We start from the raw sequence: 16,225 nt of genomic DNA on the forward strand, positions 1-16,225 counted from the left end.
TAAGGGGGCTTGAAGCCATGGAATCCTTGGGAGGACTGCTTCAGCAGCTGAACCCTGCCTTTCGTGAGCAATCGCGGCGGATTGCGGCGGAATTGATGGAAAATCAGTACGTACGCGAATTCCGTGCAGGTCATCCTGAACTGCAAGATGCACAGCTCATGACCGATCTGAGCAAGCTGTTTCAGTATGCTAAAGACTCTAAGAACTGTGCGAATTGTCCGGGACTCGACAACTGTCCTAACGATTTTCAGGGTCACTTTTGCAAACTGGAAGTAGAACATTTTAACGGTAAACCCGAAATTATAGATATAAAAGCACCTTGTTCCAAACATGTCGCCCGGCAAAATGAACATATCATTAAGCAACGCATTCGCAGTTTCTATGTGGATGAGCGTGCGCTCAGTGCCGGATACAACGATGTGGAGATCATGGGCAAGGATCGCATGCGTGCTCCGGCAGTGAATCAGGTGCTTCGTTATATTAGGGAGACCAAGGAGAACGGATTATCTCCGCAAGGACTGTTTCTGGAAGGGACGTTCGGAACAGGCAAGACGTTTCTGATGTGTTACCTGCTGCATGAACTGGCGGTTGCAGGACACACGGGTGTCATTATTTATATGCCTGACTTTGTGGAGGATCTGAAATCCATGATCAGTGAAGGGCAGAAGCTGAAGGAAATGACAGATATTCTGAAAAGTTGTGATCTGCTTATCTTTGACGATATCGGGGCAGAGAATCTGAACCCTTGGGTTCGGGATCATGTGATGGGGTCCATTCTGAACTATCGGATGAATCGCAAACCAACGTTCTATACGTCCAATTACAATCTGGATGGGCTGGAGAAACATCTTAGCTTCACCAACCGGGACGGCGAGGAAATGAATAAAGGCCAGCGTCTCATGGACCGGATTCGTCCATTCGTGGATGTCATCTCCGTTCGGGGTGAGAATCAGCGAGGCAAACGTTAATCGGTTAATCTATGGGTCTGATCGTCAACATGTACTTTCTTTTCAATCAATAAGTAGTCCCAAAAAAAGCCTGGCTTTCGCATTGTCGCGAAAACCGGGCTTTTCTGGTCCTGCGTGAGACCTGTGAGTGTCCTATTCGGTGAGGAATTTGAAGATAACCATACCGAAAAAGATCACTGTCATCAGGCCGGCCATGCCGGCAACACCCGCGATCAGATCAAATAGATCGTTGCGGGGTTCCTCGTTCACATGTTCACGCGGGTCGCTGATCCGCACATTTGCATCCATGTTATTGCCTCCTTATGGGGAATGACAGCTTGCCCGTATGGGGGCTGAAACCCGGAGTAATTTTAGTATACTTGGAAAAGAAAGCGTTTGTAAAGATTTTGAAGTTGGCATGCCAACTTCTATAATTGTGAAGATTTGATGTTGGGAAGATGAACATTGCAGCGTTCAATTCACAAGTTTGACGTACCTGTGTTATACTGGGAGTGTCGTTCACGACGTTACAGGTTAAAATAAACCGTAAGTATATATAAGGAGGACAATTTCATGGCTATTGTTAACGTATCCGATCAATCCTTCAACGCTGAAGTAGAAAGCGAAGGAACGGTTCTTGTTGATTTCTGGGCGCCTTGGTGTGGTCCTTGTAAAATGCTCGCTCCAATCCTGGAAGAGCTGTCCACAGAAGTTGGCGATGCAGTGAAAATTGCTAAAGTTAACGTGGATGAAAATCCGGAATCTGCTTCCCGCTTTGGCGTAATGAGCATTCCAACTTTGATCTTCTTCAAAGACGGTCAACCAGTAGATAAAGTGGTTGGTCTGAACTCGAAAGATGCACTCAAAGGAATTATCGCAAAACACCAATAAGTTACAGGCTTACACATACGCCTCCGGTTTACATGCCGGGGGCGTTTTGCGTCGAATACCTTTATATAGGACAATATAAAGTATACTATTTATATAAAATGAAACTGGAAATTTACATGTTATCGTAGCGTTTGTGTGAATTTTTCTAAGGCGAGGATTTCAGCTTTTTCGGGAAGGAGGATACACCGAATTATGGATCAATTCATGAATGAACTGCAGGATCAGGAGAAGGCATTGGAGCAGATTCGCCACAAGCTCGCTCTGTTGCCAGATATGTCTGGGTGTTACCTGATGAAGAACAGTGAAGGCACGATTATCTATGTAGGTAAGGCCAAAGTGCTAAAGAATCGCGTACGCTCTTATTTTATCGGCAGTCATAACGGAAAGACGCAGCGTCTGGTGTCCGAAATCCGTGATTTTGAATATATCGTGACAGGCAGTAATATGGAAGCACTCATTCTGGAATGTAACTTGATCAAGAAACATATGCCACGTTACAACGTGTTGCTCAAGGATGACAAGACATTTCCGTATCTTAAAATTACAAATGAAAAGCACCCCCGGTTGGAAGTAACCCGGCGAGTGCTGAAAGATAAAGCCAAATACTTCGGGCCTTATCCGAACTCGTATGCGGCACACCAAACGAAAAAATTGCTCGATCGTATGTATCCACTGCGCAAATGTGGTGTAATGCCCAAAGAAGTGTGCCTGTATTACCACATGGGACAGTGTCTTGCCCCTTGTGTGAAGGAAGTGGAGAAGGAGCAGTACGACCAGATTTCACAAGAGATAGGTTCATTTCTGAGTGGTGGTCACGAAGAGATCAAGAAGGATTTGCAGCGTAAGATGCAAGAGGCTGCGGAGGATCTTTATTTTGAACGTGCCAAGGAGCTGCGCGATCAGGTAATCGCCATCGATGCAATGATGGAAAAACAGAAAATTACGATGGCCGATGCCAGAGACCGTGATGTATTTGGTTTTGCCATTGATAAAGGCTGGATGTGTGTCCAGATTCTATATATGCGTCAGGGTAAAATGATTGAACGTCACGTATCAACCTTCCCGTTTTACGGTGAGGCGTACAGTGACTTTATTTCCTACGTGACGCAGTATTACAGCGATAATCCAGCATTGCCGCAAGAAATTTTGTTGCCGGAAATGCCTAAAGACTTCGCTGAAGATCGAGATAGTGAGGGTTCGGTAGCTGTTGCAGACGGAGCAGTATCTGCCGCTGTTACAGTGGAGTCCGAACAGACGGGACAAGTGAAGCAAACGATCACTTCCCAATCACTGGTTGCTGAATCTCGTGCAGCTTACGGAAGTTCCGCTGAAACAGAAGGTGAGCAACCTGAGAGCATGCAAGAGGATGCTTCAATAACGGATGCATCTGCACTAACTGAGAAACTTCCGGCAGGTCTGGAGGACCCAACGCAGGTCGCTGCTGCTTTACAGGAGTGGTTGGAGATTAAAGTGCTCATTCCGCAACGTGGATTGAAACGGCAGATGATTACGATGGCTGTGGATAACGCACGTGTGGCGCTGGAAGAGAAGTTCCGCCTAATTGAGCGAAATGAAGAACGGACATCCAAAGCTGCTGAAGGGCTAGGCCGATATATTGGACTGGATCAGCTTCACCGTATTGAAGCATTTGATAACTCGAACATCCAGGGAACGAACCCGGTATCTGCCATGATTGTATTTACGGATGGTAAACCGGATAAGAAGGAATATCGGAAATACAAGGTCCGTTCGGTTGAAGGACCGGATGATTATGAAACCATGAGAGAAGTCATCCGTCGCCGTTACGAGCGGGTACTGAAAGAAAACCTGACCCAGCCTGACCTGATTGTGGTCGATGGTGGTAAAGGACAGATCTCGGCTGCGGTCGATATTTTGGAAAATGAGCTGGGGCTGTTTATCCCGGTATGCGGACTGGTGAAGGATGCGAAGCATAAGACTTCACAGTTGATGATCGGTACTCCACCGGAAGTCATCTCCCTGCCTCGGGATAGTCAGGAATTCTACCTGTTACAGCGGATACAGGAAGAGGTCCACCGTTTTGCCATCTCGTTCCACCGCGAACAGCGCGGTAAATCGATGGTGACTTCACGTTTGGATGCCATTCCAGGGATCGGTGAGAAGCGGCGTAAGCTGCTGTTGAAGCATTTTGGCTCTTTGCGCAAAATAAAAGAGGCCAGCGTCGAAGACTTCCGGCCTCTATCTATTGGTGACAAGTTGGCAAATCAGATTATTGCAGCACTTCGTGATGAGGAGTCGTAACATACGGCTTCTCTTTTTGTTTTGGATTGAATTTGTAGACCACATATCCAACAATGGCCGGCAAAACAATCCAGAAGAGTCCAGCAGTCATATTCAGGGCATCGCCCATAAAGACCAGGCTGAGTCCCATCAGCAAGCTGTCGAAGATTACATGCGCGAATACAACGGCAATGAAGCCGTGACGCAGCATGATCAGACTGAACAGAAGTCCAATCACCATCAGCTCAATGGGCCGGGTGATTACGGGATAGATTGGATACAATGTGTGTCCAAGTGCCCATATGATGGTTGGAATCAGACAGGCAATAAACGTGTTCCGCACAATCTTCTGCATCATGCGAATGCCGAACAGTCGATAGACCGTTTCTTCACCAATACCGGCCATCCAGGCCATGATCGGGAAGAGCCAGGCATAGGACATATTAAATGTAGATTGATCTGCTGACGTTGTTGACCATGTGCCGATGCTTCGCTCCAGAATGAAGAACAGGATGGATTGCACACCCAGTAGAATGAATGCCCATAGGTAACCAGCAACCATGCTGTGGAGTACATATTTTCCGTATCCCGGTTCTTTGGCACGAGGCCACGGGTTCAGACCTATTTTACGCCACATGCCGTCACCGGCAACGAGGGACAGATAGATGGTTGCACTCATAACCAGTGTAATACCCGCCTGTATTAACATCAGGAATGCTAACATGAAGTTGGAGAGCCCTTGTGCCTGGAAGAGTGGAATCATGTTCAGTGTACCAATTACCGAAGCTGCGAAATACACCAGGGAGAGAATAATCCCTCGTTTGAACGACGTATGTGCGCGGGTCAGGATGCTATAGATGATGGCCAGCACGCCCAGAACAAAGGTCAGGAATGCATAGCCGCCATAAGTCATCCAGTTGGCTTGGCTCGTCTGAGCTTTTACATAGTCGGTATGGGATTCAGGTACCGAAAAGCCAGGATCGAACGATCGTACCGCACCCTCTTCAAACGTAAAATTCAGTTCAAGCTTGGAGTCTCCGATGGCTTTTGCAGAATCTGTATACTTCAGTCCGGCTTCACCATCGCGAGTATCCAGTTGAAGTGTTGGCACTTCATAACCGAATTCGGTCAGAACGCCAGCTGCCAGCCGTTCTTTCTCTTCCAGGGAAATATTGCCTTCGGCAAGCACTTGCGATGTGGTCACCTTGCCGGTGCTTTGTTCCGCCTCAATAGCGGTATAAAGGGAAGAAGGCAGTTCCCGTTTGAAGCCAACCACTTTTCCTGTTTTCATATGTACGTCAACATTAAGATAACCGCCCCTGTCCTGATCAGGCAAACGGACGCGGAATACATCGTAAGGATAGCTTGTTTCCCATTTCTGATTATAGGTATCAAGTTGTTTGGTTTTGGCCATATATCCGTAGATATCGGAATGTGTCTGGTAGGTTACCAGGGGTTTTCCGCCATCATTTGGCAGTGTATAGTCATCCACAGAAGCTGCGAATGATCGTGCGGATTGTGTCGCTTCTTCCTTGCTTATGAAGGACGTGGACGAAATCTCTGTCGTTTGCGATGAGGTAGCAGGAAAGATCTGAAATACAAAAAATAGAATCAGGCCAATCGCCGCAAGCAACCCCAGCCGCTTGAAGTTAGCCTTGAGTTGCAAAGGCTGCCCTAAGGGATTCATGTAATGGTGTTCCTCCTTATTTAATATGGATATTAAAGTTAACATAGCACAGGGCAAGCATGGAATGCCAATCATGTAACGAAAACTGGTGTAAATCCTTGAAAATGAATGAAAAGGATCGAAAGAATCTGATCCATCCGTCGCCATATCTGAGTTCTTCCCTTTTTGGCTGAATTCGATCCGATTTACACAAAAAACGTTTTGTCTGTAAACGCCGCAGCGCTTATAATTTTGAAGCAAATGTGCAATGATTCGCATGTCTTTCGCCCAACAAGGGAACGAATAGAATATATTCCAACTTCATTATATATGTCGTTTTAATCTGGATCATACATGTTTAACGTTTGGTAACAGCATTTCAAATGAAGAAGGCTCCACGGGTGTGGAGTTATTTTCATTTAAGAAGAGGTGGAAAGTACTCAAGTGAAACTGAATGTTCAATGGATGCGATTATCGCCACCCCGTATTCTTGTGTTAGGGTTTGCTGGCATCATATTGGTAGGCACATTGTTATTAATGCTTCCGGCATCCAGCCGTAATGGTGACAGTCTTGCCTTTATTGATGCGCTTTTTACAGCAACTTCGGCTGTTTGTGTCACCGGTTTGGTAGTGGTGGATACAGGGACTCATTTCTCGGTGCTGGGTCAGGTTGTGATTGCGATTCTGATTCAGATTGGCGGACTGGGCTTCATGACGATGTCCACATTGGTCGCCATTGCGTTCAAACGGCGTATCTCGCTTAGAGAACGCTTGATTCTACAGGAAGCGATGAACCAGAGCACGATGGAGGGCATCGTCCGACTGATTCGTAAAGTGGTGATCTACTCACTCATTATCGAAGGCATATGTGGCACACTGTTTGCCATTCGCTGGTCATTCGACATGCCAGTCGGACAGGCGATCTATTATGGGTATTGGCATGCGATCTCCATGTTCAACAATGCGGGGTTTGATATGTTTGGGGATTTCCGCAGTTTGACCGGTTATGTGTATGATCCGTTGGTTAATTTTACAGCGATGTTCCTGATTGTCTCTGGCGGTATCGGTTTTGTGGTGTTGTCAGATCTGGTGGATTACCGCAAAACGCGGAAGCTGTCTCTGCACTCCAAAGTGGTATTGCTGATGACCGGATTGTTGATTGTGTTTGGTGCACTCGTTATTTTCGTATTTGAATTCAGCAATCCTCGGACACTGGGTGGCCTGAACTGGGGTGGCAAAATTCTCGGTTCATTCTTCCAGTCCGTTACGCCGCGAACAGCAGGAGCCAATACGGTAGATATTGCCGGGCTTAGACAGGCAACGCAGTTCTTTATGATCATTCTGATGTTCATTGGTGCCTCACCAGGCTCTACCGGAGGCGGGATCAAAACAACGACATTTATGATTATGGCTGGAGCGGTCATCGCCATGATGCGTGGACGGGAAGATATCGTGTTTTTCCGCTATCGGCTCGTACAGGAACGGATTTTCAAGGCACTCACCATTACATTGCTGGCCCTCTTGTTCATCATAGCCGTAACGATGGCGCTAAGTACTACAGAAGAAGCCAGTTTTATGATGATTTTATTTGAAACGACATCGGCCTTTGGCACCGTGGGATTATCGCTCGGACTGACGCTGAAGCTGACCACCATCGGGAAGCTCCTGATCTGTTTTACCATGTTTGCAGGAAGGCTTGGACCCATTACATTAGCGTATGCACTTGGGCAGAAAAAGGGTAAAGAGTTATACAGGTATCCGGAAGGCAAAATGATTATTGGATAAGGGGTTCGTGAAGAACAATGAAAACACAGCAGTTTGCGGTGATTGGGCTTGGGCGTTTTGGCTCCAGTCTGGCACAGGAATTAATGGAACTCGGCTACGAGGTTCTCGGGATCGATAAAAATGAAGAAGTCGTCGAAGACATGAGTGAATTGGTTACCCATGCCGTTGTAGCCGATGCGACGGATGAGGAAGTGTTGCGCTCTCTGGGTATTCGCAATTTTGATTGTGGTATCGTAGCCATCGGGGATGACATTCAGACGAGCATTCTCACCGCGATCCTGTTAAAAGAGCTGGGCGTCAAGACGGTCGTAGCCAAGGCCATATCCGTTCTTCACGGACGAGCACTGGATAAGCTCGGGATTGATCGTGTTGTTTATCCCGAGCGGGATATGGGCATTCGGGTTGCCCACCAGCTGGTTACCCCGAACTTGCTGGATTACATTGAACTATCCAACGATTACAGTATAGTCGAGATGAAGGTTCCCGCTTGTCTGCACAACAAAACACTCTCGACCCTGAATGCACGTGTACGTTTTGGGTGCAGCATTGTGGCGTTGCAGAAAGAAACTGGGGTTATCATCGCTCCGACAGCTCTGGATTCACTTCAGATGGGGGATATTATGGTGATTATCGGTAATAATGCAGATATTGACCGATTTGAGGAAGAGGTTATCAGCCAGGAAAGCTGATCATTATAATGAGTGAAAATGGAAGCCAGGCGTTGGAGCCTGGCTGATTCAGATCAATGCTAAGGCGTCGTAGTCCTCCGTGAGGGCAATGGCGCCTTTGCTGTAAAGAGCGCAGCCGTCTCCTTGACCCATTGTCTGGAGGTCTCGCTGAGGTCTTCCTTTTCCCCATAGATCATACAGGTTGTTCTTCGGGTCTGCTGTAGTTGTGGCAAATGAACAGAAACCAGATCGTTGTCTGCAAGCAATTGTGGACGAAGATAAGACTTGGGTAATAGGGCAGCAGCTTTGGCGGAAGGCAGAAGGCGGATGATTGCTTCGAAGGAATCAATCTCCATGCGAATATCCGGCATCACGGCACAGCGCTGGAAGAGGTCGTCCGTTAATTTGCGGTACCAGGTGCCTTTGGAGAATGTGATCATCGGCAGATCCTGCAGATGCTCCATTCCGGCTTCCTTGCCAGACAAAGGGTGAGTGAGCGGCACTACCAGTTCCAGGTGATCGTCAAAGAGCGGTACGCAGTTCAGCCCTACTTCGCTGATGGAAGAAGCGACAATGCCCACATCTGCTTTTTTATCACGTACAAACGAGACAATCTCATGTGTTTTCCCAGTCAACAGTTTCAGTTCGGCATTTGGATGTTTCTCCATGAAGGCATTGACGAGCGGTGGTAACGTGGTTTGAAGTGTCGTCAGACTGGCTCCGAGTGTAATGGCGCTCTGTTCTTCATCTTTATACTGGGCGAGCATGGTGAGGAATCTCTGTTGCTGCTGCTTCTGTTCTATCGCGAAGGTATAGGCGAACTGGCCCACACTGGTCAATTCCAGACGTTTACCTCGACGATGAAAGAGGGCTACCCCAAGTTCGTCTTCTAACTTGGCAATTTTGCGTGAGAGTGCGGGTTGGGACAAGTTCAGTAACTTCGATGCGCGGTTCAAACTGGACTGCTCCACGACCGCCGCAAATGCATTTAACTCCTCAAACATGAACAATAACCTCTTTTCCATGAATGTGATTCTTGCCCTTGCTTAATCGTTTTCCATGTTGTATGGCCTGTAAACCCAATGTTTCACTGCTTATACCTATAGGTTATAACATTTAATAATTATATTGCAATTCCCTTATAAGAAAAAAAGGAGTAACATGGTTCGTGACACAAGTTGTTCACACCTGGGGAAAACGGAACAATTTGTCGAACCTTTTCATGGAAAAGGATTCGTGTCATGATAAGTGAAATTATTTATGAAAACGTTGTATTTAGCGAAAGGGGATCGACATTTTATGAAAGGGTTTTACTCCAGAAAGCTGCACTCCTTGCTTGGCGTCATTCCGCTCAGTCTGTTCTTTGCTGAGCATTTGGTGACAAACTTCACAGCAGTTGAAGGCGGCAAAGAAGCTTTTTACGGTGCCGTTGCATTTCTGAACGGTTTGCCTCTTGTTATTGTGATCGAGGCGTTACTTATCTGGCTGCCGTTGTTCTATCACGGTGTATACGGTCTTTATATTGCCTATCAGGCCAAGCCTAACGTGGGCCGTTTTGGCAATGAGCGCAACTGGCGTTACACGTTGCAGAGGATAAGCGGTATCATTACGTTTGTATTCGTCATCTGGCACGTATGGGAAACGCGTGTACAGATTGCGCTGGGTAATGTATCCCATGAAGAGATTGGCGGCGTCATACATGATGCGGTGACGAATCCGATAACCTTTGCGATATATATGATCAGTGTGGTTGCGGCGTCATATCACTTTGCTAATGGTCTGTGGTCGTTCCTCGTTAGCTGGGGAATTACAGTTGGTCCGCGCGCGCAGCGTGTATCCTCTTATGTATGTATGACCTTGTTCGCAATTGTTTCCATCATGTTTATTGCTTCACTATTTGCTTTCCGGAGCATTGATTTCCAGGTAGCAACTTCAATGATTGATGCAGTAAAAACAGTTCTAATTTAAGCATTTAGTGTATAAATGCTGACTTATAAGGGAGTGAACAGCAATGGCATCATCGAATGTAATTATTGTGGGCGGCGGTCTCGCAGGATTGATGGCGGCGATCAAATCGGCTGAAGCCGGAGTCCATGTTCATTTATTTTCACTGGTTCCTGTTAAACGTTCCCACTCTGTATGCGCACAAGGCGGCATTAACGGAGCGGTGAATACCAAGGGTGAGGGCGACTCCCCATGGGTACACTTTGACGATACGGTATATGGCGGTGACTTCCTTGCGAACCAACCTCCTGTTAAAGCGATGTGCGAAGCAGCACCTGGCATCATCCACCTGATGGACCGTATGGGCGTAATGTTCAACCGGACACCGGAAGGTTTGCTTGATTTCCGTCGTTTCGGGGGAACAAAGCATCACCGTACGGCGTTTGCCGGAGCAACAACAGGACAACAACTGCTCTATGCATTAGACGAGCAGGTACGCCGCTGGGAAGCAGCGGGCCTGGTTACGAAATATGAGAACTGGGAGTTCCTGCAGGCCGTTTTGGATGATGAAGGTGTATGTCGCGGAATCGTAGCTCAGGATCTGAAAACGATGAAGGTACAGACCTTCCCCGCAGAAGCGGTTATTCTGGCGAGCGGTGGTCCGGGGATCATCTTCGGTAAAACGACCAACTCGGTCATTAACACAGGTACAGCGGCAAGTGCGGTGTATCAGCAAGGTGTAAATTATGCCAACGGCGAGTTCATTCAGATTCACCCGACAGCGATTCCGGGGGATGACAAGCTGCGTCTGATGTCCGAATCCGCGCGTGGTGAAGGTGGACGGATCTGGACGTACAAAGACGGCAAGCCGTGGTACTTCCTTGAAGAAAAATATCCTTCCTACGGAAACCTGGTTCCACGTGATATTGCAACACGTGAGATCTTCAGCGTCTGCGTGGATATGGGACTTGGCGTGAACGGCGAGAACATGGTTTATCTCGACTTGTCTCATAAAGATCCGAAGGAACTGGATGTTAAACTGGGCGGAATCATTGAGATCTATGAGAAGTTCATGGGCGATGACCCGCGTAAAATCCCGATGAAAATCTTCCCGGCAGTCCATTATTCCATGGGCGGCATGTGGGTAGATTACAACCAAATGACTAACATTCCGGGGCTGTTCGCAGCTGGTGAATGTGAATATCAATATCATGGTGCGAACCGTCTGGGTGCAAACTCACTGGTATCCGCGATCTATGGTGGTATGGTGGCTGGACCAAAAGCGGCTGAATATATCAAAGGACTCAAAAAGTCGTCCGCAGATATCCCTTCTTCCGTATTTGAGAAACACACCAAACAACAAAGCGACAAATATGAAGGCATCTTGAAAATGCAGGGCACGGAAAATGCCTATGTCATTCATAAAGAGCTTGGCGAGTGGATGACAGCCAACATGACGGTTGTGCGCTACAACGACAAGCTTGAAGCCACGATTGGCAAGATCAAGGAATTGAAAGAACGTTATGGCAAAATCAACATGTATGACAGCTCCGGTTGGAATAACCCGAGCGCAGCATTCACTCGCCAATTGTGGAACATGATTGAATTGGCAGAAGCAATGACTCTCGGCGCACTGCTGCGTAACGAAAGCCGCGGCGCGCATTACAAACCGGAATTCACGGAACGTAATGACGAAGAGTTCCTGAAAACGACCATCGCAAGCTGGTCGAAGGAAGGCCCGAAAATCTCGTACGAGCCAGTAGACGTATCCCTGATCCCACCACGTATCCGGGATTACTCCAAGGATTAAGAAGTACCATACTATTCATGCAATGAATAGTTAAACACCTGAACAGAAGGCAAGAGAACTTTGGAGAAGCAGAGCCTTCTTCAAAGTTACTGCCATCAACGTGATGGAGTGAAGGTTCTCAGCAAAGATACTCTGTGTGCACAACGCAGCAGAGGAAGCCGGAATACCTGTTCATAAGCAAGCAACGCATTGGCAAAGCTTGCATATTTAAAATTACCGCAATCCAGCATGAATGGAGTGCAGTTTCCAGCAAAGTGACTCAGTGCACGACGTAGCGGAGGAAGCGGAAATGCCCAGAAGAAGCGAAGCGCTCGCCTTTATCACCGGATTTTAACCCTGGAAAGGGTTGATCAAAAAAATCCGGGGATAACAGCGATCAGAGGGGCATTCCGCTGACGAAGCGTCTCCCGTGCACCAAAACATTTTGCGCATCAGCAACACCAATCATCGTCACCAGAGGAGGGGACTACGATATGGCGGAACAAGCTACAGCCAACAAAACCGTCAAGTTTATCATCACCCGTCAGGATAGCCCGGAGTCATCTTCGTACAACGAAGAATTTGAGCTTCCGTACCGTCCTAACATGAATGTGATCAGCGCCCTGATGGAGATTCAACGGAACCCGGTCAATACAGATGGCAAATCCATTGCTCCCGTATGCTGGGATTCCAACTGTCTCGAAGAAGTCTGCGGTGCCTGCTCTATGGTTATCAACGGTAAGCCACGTCAAGCCTGTGCAGCCCTGATCGACAAGCTCGAACAGCCCGTTCGTATCGAACCGATGAAGACCTTCCCGGTGGTTCGTGACTTGGTCATCGACCGTAGCCGGATGTTTAGCGCCCTGAAACGCGTAAAAGCATGGATTCCGATCGATGGTACCTATGACCTCGGTCCAGGTCCACGGATGCCTGAGAAGAAGCGTCAGTGGGCATATGAGCTGTCCAAATGCATGACATGTGGTGTATGTCTGGAGGCATGTCCGAACGTCAATGAGAAAACAGACTTTATCGGTCCAGCAGCACTTTCTCAAGTGCGCCTGTTCAATGCTCACCCCACAGGGGAGATGAACGCCGACGATCGTCTGGAAGCGTTGATGGAAGACGGAGGTATTGAGGGCTGTGGTAACTCACAGAACTGTGTGCAATCGTGTCCAAAAGGCATTCCACTGACAACCTCCATTGCCGAAATGAACAAACAAACAACCAAGCATATGTTCAAACGCTGGTTGGGTGTATAATCTCGTCATAACATGTGCAGAAGTGTAATCTGCAACTTAGAAGAAGTCGTGATCCCGTGCAACAACATGCCGGAGATCCCGGCTTCTTTTTGTAATGAAGCAGAGGAACCGGGCTACCCATGCAGAATATGATATACTAAGGGGATGGATTAATAGCGTAGAAGGAGGGGGAGATATGGCAGAGACACCGCGTCAGGGTAGCAACAACTCACCGTCCCAGCGCTCGCCAAAAGCACCAGGTGCAGAAGAGTCTGTGTTTCCTGGGGAAGAAAAGGATCATGATCCCTCTCGCCGAAGTTTCTTATTGCGCATGGTTTTGATGACAGCGGGTGCCAGTTTGCTCACAGGAGGTTATGCCTGGTTATGGGAACCGCGTCGTCTGGAGATCAAGCAAGTAGAGCTGAAACTTCCGAAGTTTCCAAAGGCGTTCGATGGTTTGCGTGTAGTTCAGTTCAGCGATGCCCATCTTGGTTTTCATACCGGGGTGAAAGAGATGAAGAAGCTGGCAGCAACGATTGCTGAGCAGCAACCGGACTTGATCTGTTTCACCGGAGATATCGTCGAGAGGCAATCAGAGCCGATGCGCGAATGTATTCCGGTACTCGCCTCCATGCAAGCGAAGTATGGCAAATTTGCTGTTTTGGGGAATCATGATTATCGGGGCGGACAGGAGAATGAAGTGACAACCATGTTCCAAGAAGCTGGATTCACATTGTTACGGAACGAACATGTGGTGATTGAACAAGGGAACGAACGTCTGGCCATAGCTGGTCTGGATGACGCACTTACAGGCAGGCCTGATCCTGCTCAAGCCATCAAGGGATTGGATCATGATGTGTGGAAATTGTTACTTATGCATGAACCGGATTATGCCGACATTGCCACTCCCTATGGTTTCGGATTGCAACTTTCCGGTCATAGCCATGGTGGACAGGTACGTTTTCCCTGGATCGGGGCACTGACAACTCCGCGAGGTTCACACAAGTATGTGCAGGGATTGTATTACACGGATGTCCAGGGGGTGTATTACACCACCCAGACACAGATGCCGGTGTATGTGAATCGTGGTTTTGGCATGACTCAACTGCCTATTCGTTTCCTGTGCAGACCAGAACTAACGGTTTTTGAACTTAAAGGATTAACCACATAAAAGGAATATGAGATCATATCAGTTCAACTAAACTTTTTACACGAGAACGGAGAGGACAGAAATAACGTGAAGAAGCGAAGCGTTCGCCTAAAAGCTTTCTGAAAGAAAGCTACATCGGAAGCATACGCTATCTCCGGATTTTCCCTTTCAAGAAAGGAATCAAAAAATCTGGGGATAACAGCGATCGGAAGGTTATTCTGTCATCGTAGTGGCAAGTGTAAACGTACAACAGTGAACGACTCAACATGAATGGAGGTTATCCAGATGGAAAGAATTGCGATTGTATCCGACATTCATGGCAACATGACTGCCTGGGAAGCAGTGTTAAAAGATATCCGAAGTCGTGGCGTGGAGCGAATCTTTTGTCTTGGTGACCTCGTGGGTAAGGGCCCAGAACCGGTACAGGTTGTGGATCAGGTAAGAGCGACGTGCGAACTTGTCATCCGGGGTAACTGGGATGAACTGGTTGCGGTTAACCAAGACAACGAAAACTTCACGTGGCAAGCAGAACGGCTCGGTGAGGAACGATTGGTATACTTGGCGAACCTACCCTTCAGTCATCAATTTCAACTTAGCGGTCGTACCATCCGTCTGGTCCACGCTTCACCTCAAAGTGTATACCATCGTGTGCAGCCATGGGACGGGATGGAAAAGAGGTTGGCGATGTTTGATCCGCCGGCGGATCAACCTGAGCAAGGTGTAGCAGATGTTGTAGGATATGGAGATGTGCATAACGCATACTTGCAGTATATGAATGGCAAGTTGCTGTTTAATGCAGGCAGTGTCGGTAATCCACTTGATCTTCCCCAGGCTTCCTACTGTATTCTGGAGGGTGAAGACAGCAACGATAACAATACCCCGTTCAATGTTCAATTTGTGCGGGTGCCTTATGATATTGAGCAGGAAGTAAAGGTTGCACAGTCCGCGAATGTTCCTGCACTAGATTTCTATATTCGTGAGATTCGTACGGGCATCTATCGCGGGTTGCAGGAGTAGTCAACATCCGGGCTCTTTAGCGTTAGGAATTGAATGATGCAATATATTCACACTAAAAGCGAATACTACATTTCGTGGTTCAGTTCAAATGGTATTACGCCGGATCACCTTAAGAGCATGCTTGTCTTACCGGACTCAAGCCCGTTAGGCAAAAGGAGCGATTGTCATGCTTACCCGAAAAATGCTGGTTCAAGGCCTGCCGGCTTTGTGGACAGAGCGTCTTGTCCTGCGATCCTTACGTCAGAGTGATTACAGCACATTATCAGAACTCTTTTCCGATCCTCAAGTCATACGATATGTGAATAGGGGAAGCCATCCTCCGCCGATTAGGGCGAGACGGTTATTGAACCAGATACGGAGCAGCAGTGCCAAGCTGGATTCGTTACATTATGGGATCTGCTGGAGAGGCAAGGAGCAGGTCATTGGGATCACCTCATTTCAGCATTGGAATGATCAGAATGGTACCGCACAGATTGGTTATATCCTGAACAGGTCCTGTTGGGGCAGGGGGGTGGCTACCGAGGCGGTACAGCGGCTGCTGCAGTTTGGATTTGACGATCTTCATCTGGGGAGGGTGGAAGCACGTTGTTATGAGGCCAATGTATCTTCACAACGGGTGCTAAGCAAAATAGGGATGTCCTATGAGCGGAGTCTTCCCTCGTTCGGGCTGAATGATGAGGACGACGAGGGATCAGAATCCCTGATGGATGTTAAAGTGTACAGTATGTACCGGGAACAATACGTACGCCCGCTTCAGGAAAAAGACCTGCAAACCCTGGTATCTGACAAGCCGCAATGACATAGAGTAAGGGTAGTCAAACGTAAATGAATCGAACTTCAATCATTTGTTACACAATTGAAATATAGCTGC

14 protein-coding genes are annotated in these 16,225 nt (G+C 47.7%); 11 read left to right on the forward strand and 3 right to left on the reverse strand.

Features of this window, described 5'->3' with window-relative positions; genetic code table 11:
• The first annotated feature begins 17 nt into the window (after positions 1-17).
• A complete protein-coding gene (gene dnaI / locus MHH93_RS16610; RefSeq protein ID WP_500054899.1) occupies positions 18-968 on the forward strand; it encodes a primosomal protein DnaI in 951 nt (316 codons plus the stop codon).
• Positions 969-1,100: 132 nt separating this feature from the next.
• Here dnaI and MHH93_RS16615 read toward each other — a convergent pair whose 3' ends face one another.
• On the reverse strand, positions 1,101-1,256 hold the full coding sequence (locus MHH93_RS16615) for a hypothetical protein (RefSeq protein ID WP_017692450.1): 156 nt from the start codon (positions 1,254-1,256) through the stop codon (positions 1,101-1,103).
• Positions 1,257-1,520: 264 nt separating this feature from the next.
• Here MHH93_RS16615 and trxA point away from each other — a divergent pair, with 264 nt between their 5' ends.
• Positions 1,521-1,838: a thioredoxin gene (gene trxA / locus MHH93_RS16620; RefSeq protein ID WP_278298389.1), complete on the forward strand. Its 318-nt coding sequence runs from the start codon at positions 1,521-1,523 to the stop codon at positions 1,836-1,838.
• A gap of 192 nt (positions 1,839-2,030) precedes the next feature.
• Positions 2,031-4,118: an excinuclease ABC subunit UvrC gene (gene uvrC / locus MHH93_RS16625; RefSeq protein WP_500054900.1), complete on the forward strand. Its 2,088-nt coding sequence runs from the start codon at positions 2,031-2,033 to the stop codon at positions 4,116-4,118.
• Here uvrC and MHH93_RS16630 read toward each other — a convergent pair.
• Positions 4,087-5,784, reverse strand: coding sequence for a CPBP family intramembrane glutamic endopeptidase (locus MHH93_RS16630; protein ID WP_500054901.1), 1,698 nt, complete (start codon positions 5,782-5,784; stop codon positions 4,087-4,089). The two genes, uvrC and MHH93_RS16630, sit on opposite strands and share 32 nt — an antisense overlap.
• 444 nt (positions 5,785-6,228) lie before the next feature.
• Between MHH93_RS16630 and MHH93_RS16635 the strand changes: the two genes are divergently transcribed.
• Both MHH93_RS16635 and MHH93_RS16640 read left to right on the forward strand, forming a co-directional pair.
• Positions 6,229-7,548 carry a TrkH family potassium uptake protein gene (locus MHH93_RS16635; RefSeq protein WP_500054929.1) on the forward strand — a complete coding sequence of 440 codons (1,320 nt, stop codon included), beginning with the start codon at positions 6,229-6,231 and terminating at the stop codon, positions 7,546-7,548.
• Positions 7,549-7,565: 17 nt separating this feature from the next.
• Positions 7,566-8,237, forward strand: a complete 672-nt coding sequence (locus MHH93_RS16640; RefSeq protein WP_500054902.1) for a potassium channel family protein — start codon at positions 7,566-7,568, stop codon at positions 8,235-8,237.
• A 59-nt stretch (positions 8,238-8,296) separates the two neighbouring features.
• Here MHH93_RS16640 and MHH93_RS16645 read toward each other — a convergent pair whose 3' ends face one another.
• The gene (locus MHH93_RS16645) at positions 8,297-9,220 is read right to left on the reverse strand and encodes a LysR family transcriptional regulator (protein WP_500054903.1); all 924 of its coding nucleotides are present in this window, start codon (positions 9,218-9,220) and stop codon (positions 8,297-8,299) included.
• 295 nt (positions 9,221-9,515) lie between these two features.
• Here MHH93_RS16645 and MHH93_RS16650 point away from each other — a divergent pair, with 295 nt between their 5' ends.
• The 6 genes from MHH93_RS16650 (at position 9,516) to MHH93_RS16675 (ending at position 16,153) form a co-directional block, all read left to right on the forward strand.
• The gene (locus tag MHH93_RS16650) at positions 9,516-10,184 is read left to right on the forward strand and encodes a succinate dehydrogenase cytochrome b558 subunit (RefSeq protein ID WP_500054904.1); all 669 of its coding nucleotides are present in this window, start codon (positions 9,516-9,518) and stop codon (positions 10,182-10,184) included.
• Between the two features lie 43 nt (positions 10,185-10,227).
• On the forward strand, positions 10,228-11,970 hold the full coding sequence (sdhA, locus tag MHH93_RS16655; RefSeq protein ID WP_500054905.1) for a succinate dehydrogenase flavoprotein subunit: 1,743 nt from the start codon (positions 10,228-10,230) through the stop codon (positions 11,968-11,970).
• Positions 11,971-12,443: 473 nt separating this feature from the next.
• Positions 12,444-13,208 carry a succinate dehydrogenase iron-sulfur subunit gene (gene sdhB / locus MHH93_RS16660; protein ID WP_036605794.1) on the forward strand — a complete coding sequence of 255 codons (765 nt, stop codon included), beginning with the start codon at positions 12,444-12,446 and terminating at the stop codon, positions 13,206-13,208.
• A gap of 175 nt (positions 13,209-13,383) precedes the next feature.
• Positions 13,384-14,358: a metallophosphoesterase gene (locus tag MHH93_RS16665; RefSeq protein ID WP_500054906.1), complete on the forward strand. Its 975-nt coding sequence runs from the start codon at positions 13,384-13,386 to the stop codon at positions 14,356-14,358.
• A 264-nt stretch (positions 14,359-14,622) separates the two neighbouring features.
• Positions 14,623-15,354: a metallophosphoesterase family protein gene (locus MHH93_RS16670; RefSeq protein WP_500054907.1), complete on the forward strand. Its 732-nt coding sequence runs from the start codon at positions 14,623-14,625 to the stop codon at positions 15,352-15,354.
• A gap of 166 nt (positions 15,355-15,520) precedes the next feature.
• A complete protein-coding gene (locus tag MHH93_RS16675) occupies positions 15,521-16,153 on the forward strand; it encodes a GNAT family N-acetyltransferase (protein WP_500054908.1) in 633 nt (210 codons plus the stop codon).
• Positions 16,154-16,225 lie beyond the last annotated feature (72 nt).

The sequence above is a fragment of the Priestia sp. FSL H7-0729 genome (genome assembly GCF_038005685.1).
In the GTDB taxonomy this organism is placed as follows: domain Bacteria; phylum Bacillota; class Bacilli; order Paenibacillales; family Paenibacillaceae; genus Paenibacillus.